Source organism: Geothrix sp. (genome assembly GCF_030219325.1).
GTDB lineage: Bacteria > Acidobacteriota > Holophagae > Holophagales > Holophagaceae > Geothrix.
In genome coordinates, this window is sequence record NZ_CP126625.1 from 1,253,647 (window position 1) to 1,273,611 (window position 19,965).

Sequence of the window (19,965 nt, forward strand, 5' to 3'; positions counted from 1 at the left end):
CCGGGTTTGCCACACTGGAACCATGCTGAACCTCGAGACCTTCCCCGTGGGCCCCCTGGGCTGCAACTGCTCGCTGCTGTGGGAGCCGGACACGGGCGTCGGGGTGGTGGTGGATCCCGGCGGGGATGGCGCGAAGATCCGCAAGCGGGTGGAGGCCCTTGGCTTCAAGGTCACGGCCCTGCTCCACACCCACGCCCACTTCGACCACGTGGGGGCCACCCGGGAGCTGCAGGACCTGTGGCAGTGTCCGGCCCACCTGCACGGCGACGACACCTTCCTCATCGAGGCCCTGCCCCAGCAGACGGGGATGTTCGGCATGCCCGCCATTCCCCAACCCGAGATGACGGGGCTTGGCGCCGGCGATCAGCACCTGGATCTGACGACGCTGCACACCCCGGGCCACACGCCGGGTTCCTGCTGCTTCCATGGGGCCTTCGCGAAGGGGCAGGTGCTCCTGGCGGGCGACACGCTGTTCCGCGGCGGCGTGGGCCGCACGGACCTCTGGGGCGGCAGCTGGGAGCTGCTGGAGCAGAGCATCCGGCGGGAGCTCTACGCCCTGGACGGCGCGACGCTGGTCATTCCGGGCCACGGCCCCGCCACCACCCTGGGGGTGGAGGCGGAGACCAATCCCTTCGTGCGGAAGTAGCCTAGCGACCGAAGCGGAAGACCGCACTGACGGTCACCCAGGTGAGGGAGTCCATGCCAAGCCCGTCTGCGCCGTTCTTGTCCACCGACACGCTGTTGGCGTGGCCCTCGAGGCTGAACACTCTGTTGAAGTTATAGCCGCCGCCAATGCGGAAGCCGAGCTTCCCGGACTGGTTCGCCTCGAAGTCCGGCACGCCGGTCAGTTCGTACTTGGCCTTCACCTTGTTGATGTTCAGGCCCACCAGGAAGTAGCCGCCGCGGTTGGGGGAGGTGGCGTTGAAAACATAGTCGACCCCGAACTGGGTGATGCCGAAGCTGTTCTGATTCTTGTCGCCGTAGATCGTCTGTTCCTTGCTGGCGAAGCCATTCACGTTCAGGATGAGACGCATCTGGTGGTGAGGCGTGAAATTGAAGTCCATGTGGCCACCGAAGTGAATGCCAAGGCCATCATTGGCCCCCAGGTAGTAGCCATTGAATTTCTTGTCGGCGAAGTCTCCCGTGGGCAGGCTGAGGCCGGTCTGCAGGCCACCGTTGATGGTGGTGGTCTGGGCAGCCAGGGATGAACCGGCCACCAGGGCTAGGGCGAGAAGGGTGTGGCGCATGAGGCCTCCTGTAAAAAGACGGCTCCAGCATAGCCGAGAAATGGGTTGTCTTTAAGCTGGCCGATCCTGGCATGATGGGGGCCTCTCGAGGAGCCACCATGGACGCCCTGCTCGCTTCGTTCGGATTGCTAGGCCCTCTCGTCATCTTCGCCGTGATCTGGGCCCTCAGCTGCCTCAAGGTCATCAACGAGTACGAGCGGGCTGTGGTCTTCACCCTCGGCAAGGTGAGCAACACCCCCAAGGGACCCGGCCTCGTCTTCATCTGGCGGCCCTTCCAGAAGGCGGTGATCGTGTCGCTGCGCACCACGGTGCTGGAGGTGCCCAGCCAGGACATCATCACCCGCGACAACGTGAGCCTGAAGGTGAGCGCCGTCGTCTACTCCAAGGTGCTGGATCCCAAGCAGGCCATCGTCGGCGTGGAGAACTACTACTACGCCACCAGCCAGATCGCCCAGACGACCCTGCGCTCCATCCTGGGCGAAGTGAGCCTGGACGAGCTACTGGCGGATCGCGAGAAGCTCAGCATGCGCCTGCGGGAGATCATCGACCGCTCCACGGAGCCCTGGGGCGTGGAGGTCAACAGCGTCGAGCTCAAGAGCGTGGACCTGCCCGAGCAGATCCAGCGGGCCATGGGCAAGCAGGCCGAGGCCGAACGCGAGAAGCGGGCCAAGGTCATCGCCGCCGAAGGCGAACTGATGGCCTCGACGCAGCTACTGGAGGCCGCCAACAAGATCAGCCAGAACCCCACCGCCATCCAGATGCGCTACCTGCAGACCCTCACGGAGATCGCCGTGGAGAAGAACAGCACCATCGTCTTCCCGCTGCCCATGGAGCTCATGAAGGCCTTCGAGAAGTTCACGAAGGAGTAGGCCTCCAGCCCCGCCACGCCGCGGCCTCCGCCTTTGCCAGGGCGGAGGCCGCGGTGTTTCCGGAGCCATAGGCCAGCGCGTCCACGGCATCCGCGAGGATGAGCAGGGCCTCCAGCCGCTCCGGTCGCAGCGCAGCCAGGCGCTGGAGCCAGGAGCGGGCCGTGTCACCGGGGCGGGGCGGGGACCAGGCCCGGGTGGCGCCCAGGAGGGGGCGCAGGGCGCGGATCCGGCCCGGGCCCGCCGGGGCGGGTTGCCAGCGGCTGCGGCTGCGCCACAGCATCCAGAACAGGGCCAGGACCCCGAGGCTCCAGAGGACCGGAGTTGGCGGGCTCTTCCATCGCCATCGCCAGCCCTGGATCCACTCCTGGAGCCACGACAGGCCCGCTTGCTGGTCCTGATCCGAGAATCGCACCACATGGCGTTCCCAGCGGTAGCGGAGGGCATCGAGCCAGCGCGCCATGACACTGAGTTCACCCGCTCCTGAGGCGGTGGCAGCTGGTCCCTGGGGCGTGGGGTCCGCAGTCCACCAGCGGCCTTCGTGCCAGTACTCCACCCAGCTGTGGGCCTCGTTCTGGCTCACCCGGAAATAGCCCCCCTCCGGAATCCAGGGCCCCAGCCGGTAGCCGTTCACCACCCGGGCCGGCACGCCCCGGGCGCGCAGCATGAGGGCCATGGCGGAGGCGAAGTACTCGCAGTGCCCCGCCTGGGTCCGTTCAAGGAAATCCTGAAGGGGGTTGGCGGCCTTCCCGGAGGGATTGTCCAGGGTGTAGGCGAAGCGGCGGAGGCTCGATTCCAGGGCCTGGGCCAGCTGCGGGGTGGGGAGGATCCCCGGGGCGATGCGGAGGCTGGCGCGCCGGACCGCTTCGTGTCCGGGCTCCATGCGGGTCAGCAGATCCAGGCGGCGGGGGGAGAGGTAGGCCTCCCGGGCCTCAGGCTGCTCCGGGTTCCACCTCACGGTCACGGGGGCCGTGCGGGCCCTCAGGAACCGCCACCGGATGCTGGCCCCGGAGCTCCGCGCATTTAGCAGGTCAGTGGGTTCCAGGCGGGTCAATCCGGCGGGAAGGGTGAGGATGCCATGGGGGGTGGGTGTGTAGAGGAACTCGGCCTGGGAATCCGGCCTGCTTCCCGATGATGCGAAGGGAATGGGGGGCGTGAGGTCGGCGGGCTCCCACCGGGCGCCCTGGATGGCCTCCAGCGTGACCCCGCGAAGCAGCTCCAGTCCCCGCAGCCACTGGGGATTCGTGACCGGATCCGTGCCGGCGGGTGGCAGGATCCTCACCGCCACCTCCGGGTTGGGCTCGATGGGGCCGCCGCCCGACAGATCGAGGCGATCCCCCAGGCCCGCCTGGCCGAAGCTGCGGGACACGCCGAGGAAGAGGCCCGGGCGGAGGCCCAGGCTCAGGCGGGGCATGATCACGAAGAAGCCGGCGCTCAGGAGCAGGGCCGCACCCACCCAGAGGGGAACGCGGACATACGGGGGACGGGACAGGGTGCCCCGGCGGAGGGCGGCCGAGGGCTCCCAGCTCTGCTGCAGCAGGGCCAGAGTGGCCGCCACGGACCAGGCCAGGGTCCAGACCAGGAAGAGGACGTCCGTGGTGCCGATGGCGGTGGTGAGGAACAGCAGGAAGCCCATCAGCAGCAGCTGGCGCTGGTGGGAGGGTTCCCGGGGCAGGATGAGCCGCACCCCGGCCAGGACGAACAGGGTGTGGATGGCCACGATAAAGAGGCCGCGCCCCCTGGTCAGGTCCCCCAGGAAGAAGAGCAGGGCTCCCACCTCCAGCCAGCGGTGATGCCGGCTGAAGTCCCAGCGGAAGGCTTCGACGATGCCGGCCATCACCAGCGGGATCGCCATGACGAGCAGCTCGGCAGGTTCGTAGATGCCCGTGGACACCGTGGCACCCAGAGCCACCCACAGGGGCAGGTGGTCGATCCAGCGGCCCCACCTCACGGCCACACCCAGCTCCCCAACACCCGCGATCGTGAGGCACCCGTGACTTCGGGGAGATGGCCGGGCAGGCCCATGGCCGAGGCCGCCCCCAGCAGGGCCCAGCTCACGGCCTCCCGGGCCCCGGAAGGGAAGGCGAGGTCGTCCCCCAGAGTCAGCTGCAGACGCCCGTCCAGCTCCGCGCGCAGCCGCCGGTGCCGGGCTCCCCCGCCACTGACCAGCCCCCGCATCCCTGCCGGCCAGGGTCTGCTGCGGGTGGCCTCGACTGCGATGGTGGCGGCCGAGAAGGCTGCCAGGGTCGCCAGCCGGTCCGACAGGGGCAGGGGTTCGAGGAGGTGGCGCTCAGCCTCGAACCAGGCCGCACCGAACACTTCGCGACCGGTGGATTTGGGCGGCGCAGCCTGGAAATAGGGGTGGGCCAGCCAACGGGACAGGAGGGGCATGGCGACGGTCCCGGTGGCGTGGATGCCGTCAGGGTCGAAGGGGAGGTCCAGCCACAGCTTGGCCGCCAGATCCAGCAGGGACATCCCGGGTCCCGTGTCCCAGGCGCGGGTGGATTTTCCATCCCACACCGTCAGGTTGGCGATGCCGCCCAGGTTGAGGGCCAGCCAGGGCCCGGGGCCGTGCAACCAGCGTTCAGGCAGGGGGACCAGCGGCGCGCCCTGGCCGCCCACGGCGAGGTCGCGCCGCCGGAGGTCCCACACCACTGGGCAGCCCAGAGCCTCGACCAGCACGTAGGGATCCGCCAGCTGCAGGCTCGCGCCATGCTCCGGGTGGTGCTGCACCGTCTGTCCGTGGAGCGAGGCAAGGTCCGGGTGGATACCCAAGGTGCCGCACAACTGCCCCGCCGCTTTGGCGTGGTGGTCGCCCAGGCGGCGCTGGAGGATGCAGAGGCCTGCCGGATCCAGGCGATTGGAGGCGGCGTCCAGCACCTCCTCGTGGAGTTCCCGGGAATAGGGCAGCGCCATGTGACCGAGCAGACGGCGGAACGGGCGCCCCGCTTCGAACGCCCCGGGATCCACCTCGATGGCCACGGCGTCCACCCCGTCCGCGCTGGTGCCCGACATCAGGCCCAGCACGCGCCAGGGCCGGTCGGCCGGGATCGGGATGCGTGGCTGCATGGGGGTGATGATGCCAGCAACGAATGCCGTCCGGGGGACTCGCGCTCGCAGCCCCGGACGATCGCTGCCCGGCCTGGAACAGCCGTTGGCCGATCTTCAACGGCCGGCGCCTACTCCTTGCCGCAGGTTCCGGAGTAGCCTGAATGCCTCGGAGGTTCCCATGACGATGCTCTTCGTCCTTCTCATCATTGGCGTCGTGATCTATCTGGCGATGCGTGGCAGGCAGGACCGTCCCGAGCAGCTGGGCGCCTCGCGCCGCGGCCTTCCCACAGGTCCCCTGGAACCCCACACCTTCCCCTGCCCCTATCCCAAATGCCCCACCTGCGGCGCCTCCGGGGACCGGATGAAGCAGGAATGGGACGGCCTGCGGTCGGTGAAGTGGACCTGCGGCTACTGCGGCGCCCTGGCTGGCCTGCAGTCCCTCAAGGATGAAGAGCTCCCACCCTCGGCCCGTCGCCAGCTGGGGCTGGATGGCCCCATGCAAGGTTCCCTCCCCATGCAGCAGGGCGGTTACGGCCAGCCCGGCGGCGGGATGGGCGGGCTGCTCACCGGCATGATGCTCGGCAGCATGATGGGCGGCGGCCACCAGCACCACGATCGTCCGGGCGACGGCGACGGTTGGACCGGTGGCTCCTCCGATGGCTCGTCCAGCGATTGGGGTGAATCCAACTCCGGGTCCAGCGACTGGGGCGACTCCGGAGGAGATTTCGGCGGTGGCGATTCCGGTGGCGGGGACTCGGGCGGGGACTGGTAGATTCCAGGGCCTGCCGGCCCCGAAGTGAGGGCAGACCACGACCCATCCGGGAGGGGGCGGGAATAATGGCGATCTTGATATCGCCATTAACGGCCAGGAATTTTTGATTGATTCATCTGGCTGGATGCCCATGATGAGTCCACTTCTTTCCATGGTCGGCCATCCGATGATGGTCTTTTTCGGGGAGCGGCCAACATGAGCCGTCGCTTGCGGTATCTATCCTTGCTTCTCGCTTCCGGGGCCATGCTCTCGGCTCAGACCACCGGGGCCCTCCAGGGCCGCGTGCTCGACCCCAAGGGGCGGCCGGTGGCTGGAGCCAAGGTGACCCTGAGCGGGCCATCCATCCAGGGCGGCCGGAACGCCGTCACCGACGACTCCGGCAACTACCGGATCGGACTGCTGCCGCCCGGCCCCTGCACCATCACGGCCACCAAGGAGGGCCTGAACACCGCCAAGTCCCAGGTTCAGCTGGGGCTGGACCGGACGGCGACCGTGGACCTCACCATGAATGCCGTGGCTGCGGCCGTCGTCGAAGTGACCGAGGCCAGCTCGGCCGTGGATCTCAAGGCCACCACCTCCGGCGCCAACTTCAGCAGCGAGGCGATCCTGAACCTCCCCACCGCTCGGGACTATTCCAGCATCGCCCTGCTCTCGCCCGGCGTGACACAGGACAATTCGGGGTTCAAGGTCTACGGCTCCTCCGGCGCGGAGAACAACTTCGTGGTGGACGGCATCAACACCACCAACGTGGAATTCGGCACCCAGGGCAAGACCATCCCCCAGGAGTTCATCCAGGAGTTCCAGGTCAAGACCGGCGGCTACGAGGCAGAGTACGGGAAGGCCACCGGCGGCATCATCAACGTCATCACCAAGTCGGGTGGCAACGAGTTCTCGGGCGATGCCTTCGCCTACTCCGAGGGTCGCTACTTCAAGAGCGGGAACCAGCACGCCAACGACGAGAACCTGAAGTTCAAGCCCCTGCTGCTGGAGAACCGCAAGTCGGAGTTCGGCTTCGATGTCGGAGGACCGATCATCAAGGACAAGCTGTGGTTCTTCACGGCCTACAGCCGGAGCACTCAGAACCAGGAATCCCAGGTGCGCGTGCCGGGGCCGGATCTCGGGCTCAAGGCGCCCACGGATTCGACCCGCGACCTCTACGCCATGAAGCTGACCTGGAAGCTCGCGGAAAACCAGACCCTCATCGCCTCGGTGCTGGGCGACCCCCAGAAGGTGACCGGAGATGTGCGGAATTCGGCCCAGGGGCCCTCCGCCACCTGGGATGGCGTGCACAAGGTCGGCGGCACGGACCTGAGCCTGCGCTACGAGCTGACCGGCCAGTCCTGGTTCGTCCAGGTGCAGGCGAGCCAGCATGAGGAGAAGAACTCCATCCTTCCCGGCGCCGCCGGCGCTTCCATCGTCCAGACCGTCGACAACACCACAGGACGGAACACGGGCGGGTTCGGGCGCTTCGATGACAAGGACTTCACCCGCACCAACCTGACCGGCTCGGCCACCTGGTACCTGGGGCCCCATGAGCTCAAGGGCGGCTTCGATCTGCAGACGGACAAGGCCACCATCCAGCGCGGGTACTCCGGTGGGCAGCAGGTGACCTACCTTGGGCCTTACACTGGATCCGATCCGCTGTACCAAGGATCTTCGGTTTACTCCCACTACTACTGGACCGTGGCCGGTTCGGACGTGAACAACGCTCCGAGCATCATCTTCAACGCCTCCCCCAAGCACGAGAGCGCGGGCTACTTCGTCCAGGACAAGTGGACGGTCATCCCAGCCCTGACGCTCAACCTGGGCGTCCGGTTGGACACCACCAAGATCAAGGATCAGCACGGCGTCACCAAGATCGAGCTGAAGGACCAGTGGGCACCCCGCCTCGGGCTGGTCTGGGATTGGGCCGGGAAGGGGCAGGACAAGATCTACCTGAGCCTCTCGCGCTTCTACGAGCAGGTGCCCCTGGATCTGGTCATCCGCTCCTTCAGCGACGAGAGCAATCCCACCATCTTCAACTTCAGCCCCACGAGCACCACCCCCAACCCGGCGGCTGGAACCAGCGCCATCGTGGGTTCGTACATCGAGCCCGTGGATCCCGACCTGAAGGGCCAGTACTCGGACGAACTCATCCTGGGCGCCGAGACCACCGTGGCCTCCAACTACATCCTGGGCGCCAAGTACATCCGGCGTTATGTCGGGCGGGCCATCGAGGATTCCCTCGACGTGAACAGCCCGCTCGGCGACTACTTCATCATGAACCCCGGCTTCAGCCAGACCGGCAAGCAGTACCCGCGCGCCGTGCGGGACTACAAGGGCTTCGAGGTCAGCGTCCAGAAGAAGTTCGCCGACCACTACACCTGGCAGGCCTCATACCTCTGGAGCAAGCTCGACGGCAACTACGAAGGCGCCTACCAGGGTGTGGGTGGGGCCGACGGCACTGGCCAGCTGGACCCGAACATCAACTCAGCCTTCGACGAGCCGGCCTTCATGGTCAACAGCTACGGCCGGCTCAGCGGGGATCGCACGCATCAGCTGAAGGCCAACGGGTATTACGAGTGGGATTTCGGATTCACCCTGGGGGCCTCCTTCACGTACGCCACGGGCACCCCGGTCAACCGGCTTGGCTATGCCGACCAGGTGCAGCCCTTCCCGTACACGCGCTACGAACTCTTCCTTGCGCCGCGGGGTTCCGAGGGCCGGACGCCGGACACCACGCGGCTGGATGTGAACGCTAGCTACACCCTCCGCTTCAGCGGAAAGCTGGGCCTCCGGTTCATGCTCGACATCACCAACCTGCTCAACAGCCAATCCGCCACGGCCCTGGATCAGCGCTACAACTTCAGCGGTCTCGACGTGGGACAGACGAACCCCTACTTCAAGTCCCCCACCACGTTCCAGAGTCCGCGGTCCATCCGGATGGGCATCCGATTCAGCTTCTGATTTCACCCACACAGATGGCGAGGGCGGCCCGGCTCCGGGCCGCCCTCCCTGTACGGCCTAGAGCACCTTCGGCACCACGAAGTAGCCCCGATCCTGCTCCGGGGCATTGGCCAGGGCCTCGGCCTGTGTGAAGCTCTCCCGCGGTTCATCCTCGCGGCGGGGCAGAGGCCGCCCATGGCCCAGGAGAAGTGGCTCGACCTCATCGAGGGGCAGCTCATCCAGGCTGGTGGCGTGGGTGAGCATCTTCGCCATGGCCAGGCGCATGGGCTCGATCTCCTCCTCCCGGAGGCTCAGGTGGGCCAGCGCGGCGCACCTCAGGACATCTTCGCGCGTGACTTCCATGTCAGGCTCCCAACTTCAGGTCAGCATCGGCATTCTGGCTCCAGGGCTCCGGATCGGGGGCCAGCAGGGCCCCCGCGGCGGCGATCATGGCCCCGTTGTCCGTGCACAGGCGCGGCTCCGGGATCGCGAGCCTCAGACCCGTGCGGGTGGCCAGGGTTGCCGCCTCGGCCCGCAGTCTGGAGTTGCAGGCGACGCCACCGCTGATGACCAGGCTGTGGGCGCCATGTTCCTGCGCCAGGTGGGGGATGGGCTTCAGCAGCCAGGCTGCGATGGCCTCCTGGAGGCTGCGACAGAGGCCCTGCACTTCGGGGTCCGCGGCTCCGGCTTCGGCCAGGCGGGGATTCCGCTCCACCCGCAGCTTCACGCCGGTCTTGAGCCCGGAGAAACTCCAGGAGGCCCTGCCATCCCGGAATTTCGGCGGCGTGAAAGAATCCCCGGCCCGGGCGGCCGCCTGGGCGCAGGCATCCACCAGGGGCCCCCCGGGATAGCCCAGGTTCAGCATCCGCGCGGTCTTGTCGAAGGCCTCGCCCGCTGCGTCATCGCGCGTCTTCTGAAGCAGGTGGAGCGAAGTCCAGTCCTTGGCGAGGTACAGGTGGGTATGGCCGCCGGAGACGAGGAGCACCAGGGCGGGGAAGGCCAGGTCGGGGGCGGCGAAGCGGGCGGCGTTGAGGTGCCCCAGCAGGTGGTGGACGCCCACCCAGGGGACCCCGTGGCGCCAGGCCACGGCCTTGCTGGCGCTGAAGGTGGCCAGCAGGCTGCCGACCAGTCCCGGCCCCCGGGTCACTGCGATGCGATCCAGGTCCGGGAGGCCCAGGCCAGCCTGTGCGAGAGCCCCCGCGATCACCGACCGCACCTGGAGCAGATGCTCCCGGGCGGCAAGCTCGGGGACCACGCCCCCGAAGGGGCCATGGATGGCATCCTGGCTTTCCCGCACCAGGGACCGGAGCACCGGACCGGCAGCCGTCTCCTCCACCACGGCGGCGGAGCAGTCGTCGCAAGAGGACTCGAGACCAAGGATCAGCATCTGCCTGAGTGTATCCTGGCCTACCCATGAACTCGGTCCCCACGCGCATCCAGCTGAACCGGCCCCTGCCACCCCTGACCTATCTGGCGCCCCAGGGCCTGCCCGAGGGCGTGCGGGTGCAGGTGAAGGTGCGCAACAGCCTGGCCGTGGGTCTGGCCATGGGGCCGGACCCGTCGCCCCCCGCGGCGAAGCTGCGGCCCATCGAGGCCGTGCTGGATCCCTTTCCCCTGCTGCCCGCGAAGTTGCGGGAGCTCCAGTCCTTCGCCGCCCGCTACTACGGCTGCCTCGAGGCTCACCTGCTGCCCCTGAGCCTGCCCTCCTCCATGCTTCCCAACTGGGAAGCCGACGAGGATGGACAGCGACTGTCGATCCAACGGGAGCGCGGGGCATGGGCTGCGTTGGCCGAGCTCGGAGAGGCCTGGCAACGCGATCCCTCCATCCTTCCGACGCTGTTGCACCGCTCCGCACTACGCGGTTCGGGATTCACGGAGGTGCGCCTCACGGGGGCTCCCCACCCCCCCCGGGTGACACCCTCCCAGGCCAAAGTGCTGCTGACCCTGGAGGACGCGGGTGGCGCCCTGATGGAACCAGAGCTGCTGGCGTCGACAGGGGTTGGCGCCTCGGTCCTGGGCACGCTGGAGAAGCGTGGTCTCATCCAGCGCCTGAAGCGGGTGGACCTGCTCGGCCAGCGCCGGGAGGCCGGAGTGGACCGGACGGTGACGCTGAATGCCGAGCAGCAGGCAGCTCTCGACGCGGTGGCGACGGGCACCTTCGGCGTCCATCTTCTCCAGGGCGTTACGGGGTCGGGCAAGACCGAGGTCTACCTGGCCCTGGCCGAGCGGGTGCTGGCCGCAGGGCGCCGAGTGCTGTGGCTGGTGCCGGAGATCGGGCTCACCACACGGTTGCTGGACCGCCTGGAGGCGCGGTTCCCCGGCCGGGTCGCGGTGGGCCATGCGGGTCTCAATGCCGGCGAGCGGCATGGCGACGTGGTGCGCCTGCTCTTCAACGGGGCCGACCTCTTCGTGGGGGTGCGCAACGCAGTGCTGGCACCCCTGCGGGACATCGGCCTCATCGTGGTGGACGAGGAACACGAGGGTTCGTACAAGTCCGAGGAACATCCGCGCATCCACGCCCGGGATCTGGCCATCAAGCGGGCCCAGCTCGAAGGCTGCCCTATCGTGCTGGGCAGCGCCACGCCCAGCCTCGAGAGCTGGCAGGCCGCGCGGAGCGGCCGATACGGATTGCTGCGTTTGCGAGAGCGGCCTGCGGGCATCACGCTGCCGACCGTCGAGATCGTGGACCTCCGCGACGCCTACCGGCAGGTGCGGCGCAAGGTCATCCTGGCTCCGCCGCTCATGCAGGCCATCACGGGCACCTTGGCAAAGGGTGAGCAGGTCCTGCTGCTCCTGAACCGCCGGGGCTACGAGAACTTCTGGATGTGCCGGGCCTGCGGCAGGACGCTGGGCTGCCCGCACTGTGCCATTTCGCTCACCTACCATCGCGGTGACTTCCGCCTGCGCTGCCACCTCTGCGGCCACGAAACGGTGCCGCCGGAGGCCTGCCCGGACTGCGGCGCCGACCACCTGCGCGGTGTCGGGGAGGGCACCGAGCAGGTGGAGGAACACCTGAACCAGCTCTTCCCCGCGGCCCGGATCCTGCGCCTGGATCGGGACACCACGCGCCGCCGCGGTTCCTTCGAGGCCGGACTGCTGGCCGCGGAAGCCGGCCAGGTGGACATCCTGGTGGGCACCCAGATGCTGGCCAAGGGCCACACCTTTCCCGGGCTCACGCTGGTGGGCGTGCTCAACGCGGACCAGGGGTTGAAGGTCGCGGGTTTCAGGGCCTCGGAGCGGACCTTCCAGCTGCTCACCCAGGTGGCCGGCCGGGCGGGACGGGCCGAGCTGCCCGGTCGCGTGATCCTCCAGACCTATTCGCCCGAGCACCCGGCCATCACCTTCGCCCTGGCCCAGGATTTCGAGGGGTTCGCCGCCTCGGAGCTGCCCTTCCGTGAAGGCCTGGGCTATCCGCCCTTCACGGCCCTCTCCCTCTACCGCGCCGAGGCCGACACGCCGCGGGAGGCGCGGGAGGCCCTGGATGTATTTCGACAGCGGTTGTCCGTTCCAGGCCTGCGGGTGCTGGGCCCCCTGGAAGCGCCGGTCCCAAGGATCCGCGATCGCTGGCGCATGCATCTGCTGCTGAAGGGAGGGCGGGGCGCCCTGGGCGAGGTGCTGGCCAGGCACCCCCTGGACCCGACCGGCCCCATCAGCCTGGATCGGGATCCCATCCAGTTTGGATGATGTATAAAAAATATACATTCATCGAGCAAAATGAGGACAAGCTGGTGCTCGTGTGTTTCAAGGCATTAAATATCAATGTTTAAATTCAACCAATCAATCCTGCCCATGGGCCGATGCTTGGGGCATCCACTGTGAGGGGTCTGAAATGCGTCGATCCGCCCGAGGTTTTTCGATTCTCGAACTGCTCGTCGTGGTGGTGATCATCGGCATCGTGGCCGTCGTGACGGGCACCTGGTACGGCGCGACGCAGCCGGCAGCCGTAAAGGGAACAGTCAACTCCCTGGTGGGCGCCCTGTCCGATGCCCGCACCGTGGCTCAATCGACTGGAAGAACGGTGACCCTCACGACCACGGGGGCGCAATCGACCTTGACCATCACGTTCCCGGCTCAGGGGGATGTGGTGCCCGCTCCCGCCAACCAGGTCCTCACCACCTGGCGCCGGGACGCCGCCGGCCGGGACGCGACCCGCTATTCCGGCATCGACACCAGCTCCACCTGGCCCATCTACACACAGGCGGCACCGAATCCCGATCCGCTGACTGGTGGTGTCGCCGCCATCTCCAGCCTCTTCACCAACGGCGTCAATCCGGGCACCTCGGCCAAGCTGTTCACGGGGGCCACCAACACCACGTTCTCATTCGATTCCACGGGGCACGCGAGTGCCGATTTCTATGTCTACGTCGGGGGCATGCGGAACGGCGCCTCCTACCGGAGCGCGCCGGTGGGTCTGGTCCTGGTGACCCGGGCGAACGGCATCCACGCCTTCTACAAACCCAATGCGGGCGATCCGGCCTCGCCCTGGCAGCGACTCTAGGAGTTCCTCATGACGTCCCGGGCCTCCCGCCAGTCTGGATTCACCTTGGTCGAGCTGTTGATGACTGCGCTCATCTTCGGCATCGGCCTGCTCGGCCTCGCCGCGCTGCAGGTCTCCACCCTGCGCAGCAACTCCGGCGGCCGGAACCGCTTCACGGCCACGGCCCTCGCCGAGGGGTGCCTCAGCGCCATCCAATCGGAAGGCAACAACTCCTGGATCTACTCCGCGGGCATCAAGGGTACCGGGGTGGCCTATCCGCTCGCCCGGGTCTACACCGGGGGGAACGCGACCGGGCCCTTCGGCTCCTTCGACATCAACGGGCTTCCCGTGGCCGTGGGCGACCCCACCACCGTCTTCACGGTCCAGTGGTCCAGGAACAATGCCAATGCCGCCACGCCCAAGGCTCCCATCATGGGCATGGACATGCGGGAATTCGTCGTCACGGTGACTTGGCGGGATCAGGCCGTCGATGCCTCAGGCAGCGCCATGCCGGCCAGCACCCTGTCCATGAGCCGATTGATCCGGTACTAGGAGTCCAGCCATGACGCTTCGTTCCTTCCGGCGCTTCCGTCCCCTCCAGCAGGGATTCTCGTTGATCGAGATGCTGGTGGCAGTGATGTTCATCGGCTTCCTGACCGCGGGCATGTTGCGCGTCTACTCCACGAACCTGGCCGGGTTCCAGCGGGTGAACGACACCATCGCCAGCCAGCGCCGGGGTCGCTGGGCTCTGGCCTCGCTCCAGGATGATGTCGCTTCGATCGGTTTCTTCGGCTATGTCGGATTCAACAGTCCCAGCGAGGGGAAATACTCGGTGGTCAGTGGGACCCAGGAACCCTTCATGATCCTGCCGAGCCCCAGCGCGGTGATCGTGACCGGGCCCAACCCGGCGAGCCCCGGCACCCTGGTGACCGGCCCCCTGGTCCCCAACCCCGACGAACTGCAGTATGTCAGCGATATCGCCCTGCCCATCCAGGCCGACCTGTCCACCATCAACAGCGTTGGACTTACCCTGAGCCTGAAGAGCGGCAGCCTCTCGGACCTGCGTTCCGGGGACATCGTCGCCGTCCTCGACTCGAACTTCGAACAATTCATCATCTCCGGGCCATCCAACACCAACGCGGTGACGGCGGATCTGCCGGCCACGACACAACACCAGAGCATGGGTGGGGCCTACTCGGTGATTCCGCCAGGCAGCAAGACTCACATTGGCGGGGTACCCCTGGCGTTCTACCGGCCCAGCGTGGTCACCCGCTATTCCATCCAGGCCCGCTCCTGGGATCCCTCCAACCCTGCGATCACCATCCCGTGTCTGGTCCGTCAGCAGAAGGCCTATCCCGCCGACGGTTCGCTCATCGCCTGGGCCGCCGTGCCCGTCGAAGTCATCGCCGAGAACATCGAGGGCTTCCGCGTCGACTTCAGCTTCGACGGCGGCACGACCTGGGTGCGATCCGGGGCCGCCAACTGGGATGCCATCGTGGGCAAGATCACCACTGCGCTGGCCCCCCTCGGCGCCACGGGCGTGCCCGCCCGGAACGCGGCAGATCCCCTCTGGTTCCGCAACTACCCCTTCCTCATCCGCATGGACGTGGTCTCCCGGTCCGCGGCACCCAGGGCCGAGAACAGTGATGTGACCGGCCAGGCCGCCTACGTGCGTCGCACCCAGACGCTCATGGTCTCGCCCCGCAACTTCGGTCTTCCCCTCTAGAGGTCCTCCATGTCCACGGCAACCATCGCAATCTTCAATCGGAAACAGCAGGGTGGAATGACCATCATCATGGCCCTGGTCCTCGTCGCCGTGCTGGGTGCCGCCACGTTCAGCCTGAGCCGCAACGTGGTCCGGGAACTCTCCATGGCCGGCACGGTCGTCCAGGGCGAGAAGGCCGCCGCCGCCGCAGATGCCGGGCTCGACTGGGTGATCACCTGGGGCCAGGGGCACGTGAGTGATGCCGACTACACTGCGGCCAGCCCCACCACCGGGCAGAAGGCGCTGGTCGATGGCATCAACAACCAGATGCTGGGGATCAACACGGGGGCGCCCATCACCATCTATGGCGTCTCTGATACGGCGATGAACATGAACAACGGCGGAGCAGCCGTCGCCAAGCAGTCATTCGACGTGGAGCTCCGCTACCTTGGCAAGGGGTGGGGGAATGCGCCCATCGTGGGCGGTGGGGGCAGCTCGGACAACAGTGCCGCCTCCAACGACACGAAGGGAAATCTGAGCTCGATCACCCCCAAGGGCTGGCGTGCACTCGTCACCGGCTACGCCACGCCCAACTCGACTTCCCAGACCTACCAGTCCCAGCGGGAAGTCGTCGCCACCTTCCCGAACTGAACGAGTAAAGACGCACCGCCTTCTCCAAGTTCATTCCCTCACTGGAGGACCCCATGGCTTCCCTTCGCCTAAGCCCCCTCAAGACCCTGATCCTCGGCTTCGTCCTGAGCCTGGGCCTTCAGGCCCAGGTCGGCACCTCTCTTGCCCCCGTCACGGATCTGCTCGACGTCTACAAGAGCGGCGGCGTGAAGCCGGAGATGCTCACCATGATCGACATGTCGGGCTCCATGACGGCGGTCTTCTGGCATCGTAAATTCTGGACAAACAAGAGCTATGGGACGCACATCGGCGGAACCCCCGGGGACGACGGCATCCAGTTCACCGTCAGCACGACCTTGGACAATTTGACGAACAACACGCTCACCATGGCCATGAACGGGAAGGGGCCGAACTCCACGAACAAATGGACGACAGACCTCACCGGGTTCCTGGTCGATGCCAGCGGCAACCGCATCAGCGGGGTGCTCACCATGGCCCTGGTCAAGACCGCCACCCACGCCCGCATGACGGGCAGCCGGAAGATCAATGGCACCACCTACACCCGCACGGTGGACATGCCCTTCCCCTGGTCCCTGCTCAAGTCGCCCCTCGTGGCGCCCCTGACCACAGCACCGCTGTCGACCTGGATCGATGGCGTGGCGGACCCTGACGTCACCGGCAACAACTACATCGCCTACGACACCGTGTACACCACCGCGTCCCAGGTCACCAACCCCACCGGCAGCAACGGTCTGGACAGCTGGTTCTCCTTCAACACCGACTACGTGGACTGGATGTTCTTCGGCCAGGATACGAAGGGCTCCAGCGGCAGCGACAACTATGGAGCTACGGGAACCTTCAAGGACGACAATGGGACTGCGCCCGCCGCCAGCGGAACGGTCGGTACGACTGCCGCCACCGGGGGCTTCGTGATTGGCGGCGCCACCGTCAACGCGGGCAACCGCCCCGGCTTCCTCAACGGCCTGCCCGTGGGCACCCGCTGTCAGTACGTGAAGCGGGCCGTGCTGACCGCCTGGTTTGCCAACCGCGACCGCGTCTGGTGGGCCTACCGGTTCCTGGATCAGAGTTCCAACGAGGAAGGCCTCACAACCATCAATTCCTCCAATTTCACCACCCGGGGCACCCGCTCCAAGGAGCGGGACCTGATCCTCCTGCAGAAATCCACGTCAGGTTCCACTCATGCCTCGGTGACGGCCATCCAGGCCAAGACACCCACCTCGGTCACGCCGCTCACCTATGCCCTGGCGAACTGCCTCGCCCAGCTCACGGTGGATGACGGCCATCCAAGCGTCTTCGACCTGGCGGGGACCGGGGAGATCCCGCCCCCCTGCCGGACTTCATACGTGATCCTCTTCACGGACGGCAACGCCAATGACAGCCTGACAGCCGGGAGCACCAGCGGGAACGCCATCGGCGCCGGAGGCGGTACGTGGACTTCCGAGGCCCAGATCCAGACCGGCGGAACCGCCGTCAGCTACGCCAACCTGACCCCCGGTTCGTCCAACTTCAACCTCTGGAGCCTGGCGGCCGTGGCGGCCCACGGCCTGCCCAACGCCTCCCAGGTCTACTGGGGCGCTTCGGCCCCCAGTGCCTACGCACCCTTCATCATCAAGTCCCGGGGATCGGCCGGGACCAGCGGCCGTCGGATCACGATCATGACCGTGGGCCTCTGCCTGTCGGGCACGAATTCGGATACCGGCGGCGGCAAGGGGCCGCTCCTCAAGGCGGCCCTGTTCGGCGATCCCAAGACGGCCGGCTTCGACGTCACCACGGCGGTTCCCTATGGCACCACGGGAGGTGCTCAGACCAACTTCTTCGATGCGACGGATCCGGTCTACCTCGCCAACAGCCTGAACGCCATCATGCGCCGGGTGGTCAGCGCCAACACAGGCATCACAGCCCCCTCGGCCCCGCTGGTGGGTCTCAACCTTGGCAACCGCGCCTACCTGGGCCGCTTCGAGGCCAACAATGATGGCCAAGGTTCCATCTGGAAGGGCGACCTGCTGATGACGGGCATCGGCCTCCAGTCGGACGGCACCGTCGGGTTGAAGGCGGCCGACGGCACCTTCCAGTCGGATATCAATGCGTCCAATGCGGTGGCTTCGGCTGCGGTGATGCTCTACGCCAAGACCTGGAAGAACCGGAAGATCTACACCGTGATTCCGGGAACCGCCATTCCCGCAGGGGGACTGCCCCTGACCGCGGCGGCTCAGGCCTTCAGTGACACGAACGCGGCTCTGCGGGATCCCGTGGTCATGGGCACCGCCGATGCCACGAGCGCCGTGGCCCTGATCCGGTTCATCATGGGTGCCAACTCGACCGACCAGGCCAAGGTGGCCATTCCCACCACCGGCACGGTCAACACCCGGACCGACATCATGGGTGACGTGGTCAACAGCTCGCCTGCGGCCATCGAGTTCGACCCGGCGCTCATTCCCGCCTACAGCAACCTCTCGACCCTGTGGGGAAGCACCTACTCCACGATGAAGGACGCCCGGTTCCAGCTCATCTTCGCGGGCGACAACCAGGGGCACTTCCACTGCTTCGGGGAGGTCAGCGGCTTCGACACCGCAGGCCGGCTCTTCGCCACCCTGGATGAGCTCTGGAGCTTCGTGCCGTCGGAATTCCTGAATAAGCCCGGCGGGGCCAATGTCAACAAGCTTGGGCAGTTGATGACCGGCGACCCCAGTACTCACCTCTATGCCGTGGATGGCACGCCCATCATCTACTTCAACGACGCGCCAGTCAGCGGCAGCACCATCGGCAACTTCAAGGTCGACAGCGCCGATACCGTCCGCGTCATCTTCGGCCTCCGCAAGGGGGGGCGCAGCTACTACGCCATCGACATCAAGAACCCGGCGGCCCCGGTTCTGTCCTGGATGGTGGATCCGAACAATGGGATCGTCCTGGGTTCTGGGACTCCTTCCTCCTATACCGATCCGGCCATCAAGACCATGGGCTTGGCCACTTCCACCATCGGTCTGGCCGCGGTGGATCCGGGGCCGAACGCGACCACTCCCAGGTACATCGCCATTCTGGGTGGCGGCTACAGCAACAACGAACTGGATGGGTTGACGGTCCCGCCCAACGCGGGTGCCGCCAAGCTTGGCCGCTCCCTGCTCGCCCTGGACGTGGAGACGGGTGCGCCTGTCAAGATCTACGACTTCGTGAACAATGCCGCATTGGCGTCCTCCTTCCCGAACATGGGGGCCATTGCGGCCGGAGGCTTCCCCTTCCAGTTCCTCCTGGGCTCCGGCCGTGCCCAGCGTGTCTACTTCGGAGACCAGTCGGGGGGTGTCTATGCCCTGGGGTCCATGGAGAAGCTGACATCCGGGGCCCCCAACTGGCGCCTGGACCACTCGAACATCGACCAGTGGACCACCGATGGAACCGCGAATTCCAGCATCACGCCTGGAAACGCGGGGGTCCGGTGGATCTATAAAGGACAGACCACCCTGTCGGCAGGCCTGGTGACGGCTGCCTCACCCGTGACCTCCATTCCCGTGGCTTTCCGGGTGCCCAGGGCCATCCCGCAGTTCCTGCGGCCTGCCGGCAGCACCTATGCTGCCAACATGATCCCGCCGGCTGTGGGCGTGACCTTCGGGACGGGCGATCGCAATGACCCCATGGACAAGGATCCCATCAATCCTGTCTCGAGCCGGGTGAACCGTCAGGTCATGGTCTTCGACCGGCAGGACAGCGCCGATCTGCCGACGGTGGGCGGCCTGCCGAGCAATGTGGACATCAGCCCCGTCACCGACTCCCAGCTGGCCGACCTGACCAGCGTCACGACCCCGGGAGACACCAGCTACCTCGGCAACAACCAGCTGCTGGGCTATTACCTCCGCTTCCATGCGCCCATCGTGGATCCCAACGATGCCACGCACTATCTCTACGAGAAGGCCTACCTGACGCCGCTGGTCATCAACGGCGCTCTGGTGTTCTCCACCTTCCGCCCCGCCTCCACCGGCAGTTCCACCACCTGCCAGGGCGCGGGCACCACCTACACCTACCGCATGGGCAACGCCCTCTCACCGGCTTTCGCCAATGGGGACGTGTCCACGGCAGCTGCGGGTGGTGGCGACGGCTATGTCTTCACCTGGGCCAACCTGGCCGGCGACCTGACCTCGGTCGGCAGCCGCCTCGTGTTGCAGAGCGGCCAGGACGCCACGAGCGCCACCAGCAACAGTGTGAAGATCCAGAGTTTTGCCGCGGGGGGGGGCACCATCGCCTTCGCTCCGAGGACCTGGCGCATCGTCCGATAGCTGTTT

General features: G+C 66.9%; 15 protein-coding genes. 10 read left to right on the forward strand and 5 right to left on the reverse strand.

Features of this window, described 5'->3' with window-relative positions; all coding sequences use genetic code 11:
• The first annotated feature begins 22 nt into the window (after positions 1-22).
• Complete coding sequence (locus QOZ81_RS05615) at positions 23-646, forward strand: MBL fold metallo-hydrolase (protein WP_291200326.1); 624 nt, start codon at positions 23-25, stop codon at positions 644-646.
• A gap of 1 nt (position 647) precedes the next feature.
• On the opposite strand, the gene QOZ81_RS05620 is transcribed toward QOZ81_RS05615, so the two are convergent.
• On the reverse strand, positions 648-1,247 hold the full coding sequence (locus QOZ81_RS05620) for a hypothetical protein (RefSeq protein ID WP_291200323.1): 600 nt from the start codon (positions 1,245-1,247) through the stop codon (positions 648-650).
• A 98-nt stretch (positions 1,248-1,345) separates the two neighbouring features.
• On the opposite strand from QOZ81_RS05620, the gene QOZ81_RS05625 reads away from it, so the two are divergent.
• Entirely contained in the window at positions 1,346-2,116 is a 771-nt protein-coding gene (locus QOZ81_RS05625; RefSeq protein ID WP_291200320.1) for a slipin family protein, read from the forward strand.
• Here QOZ81_RS05625 and QOZ81_RS05630 read toward each other — a convergent pair.
• Positions 2,103-4,070, reverse strand: coding sequence for a transglutaminase family protein (locus tag QOZ81_RS05630; protein WP_291200316.1), 1,968 nt, complete (start codon positions 4,068-4,070; stop codon positions 2,103-2,105). The two genes, QOZ81_RS05625 and QOZ81_RS05630, sit on opposite strands and share 14 nt — an antisense overlap.
• Positions 4,061-5,182, reverse strand: a complete 1,122-nt coding sequence (locus QOZ81_RS05635) for an anhydro-N-acetylmuramic acid kinase (RefSeq protein ID WP_291200313.1) — start codon at positions 5,180-5,182, stop codon at positions 4,061-4,063. Before QOZ81_RS05635 ends, QOZ81_RS05630 begins: the two co-directional genes overlap by 10 nt.
• Before the next feature lie 160 nt (positions 5,183-5,342).
• Between QOZ81_RS05635 and QOZ81_RS05640 the strand changes: the two genes are divergently transcribed.
• Both QOZ81_RS05640 and QOZ81_RS05645 read left to right on the forward strand, forming a co-directional pair.
• Positions 5,343-5,936 carry a hypothetical protein gene (locus QOZ81_RS05640; RefSeq protein ID WP_291200310.1) on the forward strand — a complete coding sequence of 198 codons (594 nt, stop codon included), beginning with the start codon at positions 5,343-5,345 and terminating at the stop codon, positions 5,934-5,936.
• A 195-nt stretch (positions 5,937-6,131) separates the two neighbouring features.
• Positions 6,132-8,882 (forward strand): TonB-dependent receptor, encoded by a 2,751-nt coding sequence (locus QOZ81_RS05645; protein WP_291200307.1) that lies wholly within the window; start codon positions 6,132-6,134, stop codon positions 8,880-8,882.
• Positions 8,883-8,939: 57 nt separating this feature from the next.
• Here QOZ81_RS05645 and gatC read toward each other — a convergent pair whose 3' ends face one another.
• Positions 8,940-9,224 carry an Asp-tRNA(Asn)/Glu-tRNA(Gln) amidotransferase subunit GatC gene (gene gatC / locus QOZ81_RS05650; protein WP_291200304.1) on the reverse strand — a complete coding sequence of 95 codons (285 nt, stop codon included), beginning with the start codon at positions 9,222-9,224 and terminating at the stop codon, positions 8,940-8,942.
• Position 9,225: 1 nt separating this feature from the next.
• Positions 9,226-10,248: a tRNA (adenosine(37)-N6)-threonylcarbamoyltransferase complex transferase subunit TsaD gene (tsaD, locus tag QOZ81_RS05655; RefSeq protein ID WP_291200301.1), complete on the reverse strand. Its 1,023-nt coding sequence runs from the start codon at positions 10,246-10,248 to the stop codon at positions 9,226-9,228.
• Between the two features lie 26 nt (positions 10,249-10,274).
• Between tsaD and priA the strand changes: the two genes are divergently transcribed.
• The 6 genes from priA to QOZ81_RS05685 all read left to right on the forward strand — a co-directional run bounded on the left by priA (position 10,275) and on the right by QOZ81_RS05685 (position 19,959).
• The gene (gene priA / locus QOZ81_RS05660) at positions 10,275-12,545 is read left to right on the forward strand and encodes a replication restart helicase PriA (protein WP_291200298.1); all 2,271 of its coding nucleotides are present in this window, start codon (positions 10,275-10,277) and stop codon (positions 12,543-12,545) included.
• A gap of 145 nt (positions 12,546-12,690) precedes the next feature.
• Positions 12,691-13,359 (forward strand): prepilin-type N-terminal cleavage/methylation domain-containing protein, encoded by a 669-nt coding sequence (locus QOZ81_RS05665; protein WP_291200295.1) that lies wholly within the window; start codon positions 12,691-12,693, stop codon positions 13,357-13,359.
• A 9-nt stretch (positions 13,360-13,368) separates the two neighbouring features.
• Positions 13,369-13,890 (forward strand): type IV pilus modification PilV family protein, encoded by a 522-nt coding sequence (locus tag QOZ81_RS05670; protein ID WP_300715359.1) that lies wholly within the window; start codon positions 13,369-13,371, stop codon positions 13,888-13,890.
• A gap of 10 nt (positions 13,891-13,900) precedes the next feature.
• Positions 13,901-15,064 (forward strand): PilW family protein, encoded by a 1,164-nt coding sequence (locus QOZ81_RS05675; protein WP_291200289.1) that lies wholly within the window; start codon positions 13,901-13,903, stop codon positions 15,062-15,064.
• Between the two features lie 57 nt (positions 15,065-15,121).
• Positions 15,122-15,694, forward strand: a complete 573-nt coding sequence (locus QOZ81_RS05680) for a hypothetical protein (RefSeq protein ID WP_291200286.1) — start codon at positions 15,122-15,124, stop codon at positions 15,692-15,694.
• A 53-nt stretch (positions 15,695-15,747) separates the two neighbouring features.
• A complete protein-coding gene (locus QOZ81_RS05685; RefSeq protein ID WP_291200283.1) occupies positions 15,748-19,959 on the forward strand; it encodes a PilC/PilY family type IV pilus protein in 4,212 nt (1,403 codons plus the stop codon).
• Positions 19,960-19,965: the final 6 nt, after the last annotated feature.

Excerpts from the sequence above, each read along its gene's own strand:
- QOZ81_RS05645 (WP_291200307.1), top strand. The coding sequence starts at position 6,132 with ATGAGCCGTCGCTTGCGGTATCTATCCTTGCTTCTCGCTTCCGGGGCC.
- QOZ81_RS05625 (WP_291200320.1), top strand. The coding sequence starts at position 1,346 with ATGGACGCCCTGCTCGCTTCGTTCGGATTGCTAGGCCCTCTCGTCATC.
- QOZ81_RS05680 (WP_291200286.1), top strand. The coding sequence starts at position 15,122 with ATGACCATCATCATGGCCCTGGTCCTCGTCGCCGTGCTGGGTGCCGCC.
- tsaD (WP_291200301.1), bottom strand. The coding sequence starts at position 10,248 with ATGCTGATCCTTGGTCTCGAGTCCTCTTGCGACGACTGCTCCGCCGCC.
- QOZ81_RS05670 (WP_300715359.1), top strand. The coding sequence starts at position 13,369 with ATGACGTCCCGGGCCTCCCGCCAGTCTGGATTCACCTTGGTCGAGCTG.
- QOZ81_RS05675 (WP_291200289.1), top strand. The coding sequence starts at position 13,901 with ATGACGCTTCGTTCCTTCCGGCGCTTCCGTCCCCTCCAGCAGGGATTC.
- QOZ81_RS05640 (WP_291200310.1), top strand. The coding sequence starts at position 5,343 with ATGACGATGCTCTTCGTCCTTCTCATCATTGGCGTCGTGATCTATCTG.
- QOZ81_RS05665 (WP_291200295.1), top strand. The coding sequence starts at position 12,691 with ATGCGTCGATCCGCCCGAGGTTTTTCGATTCTCGAACTGCTCGTCGTG.
- QOZ81_RS05635 (WP_291200313.1), bottom strand. The coding sequence starts at position 5,182 with ATGCAGCCACGCATCCCGATCCCGGCCGACCGGCCCTGGCGCGTGCTG.
- QOZ81_RS05685 (WP_291200283.1), top strand. The coding sequence starts at position 15,748 with ATGGCTTCCCTTCGCCTAAGCCCCCTCAAGACCCTGATCCTCGGCTTC.
- QOZ81_RS05615 (WP_291200326.1), top strand. The coding sequence starts at position 23 with ATGCTGAACCTCGAGACCTTCCCCGTGGGCCCCCTGGGCTGCAACTGC.
- gatC (WP_291200304.1), bottom strand. The coding sequence starts at position 9,224 with ATGGAAGTCACGCGCGAAGATGTCCTGAGGTGCGCCGCGCTGGCCCAC.
- QOZ81_RS05620 (WP_291200323.1), bottom strand. The coding sequence starts at position 1,247 with ATGCGCCACACCCTTCTCGCCCTAGCCCTGGTGGCCGGTTCATCCCTG.
- priA (WP_291200298.1), top strand. The coding sequence starts at position 10,275 with ATGAACTCGGTCCCCACGCGCATCCAGCTGAACCGGCCCCTGCCACCC.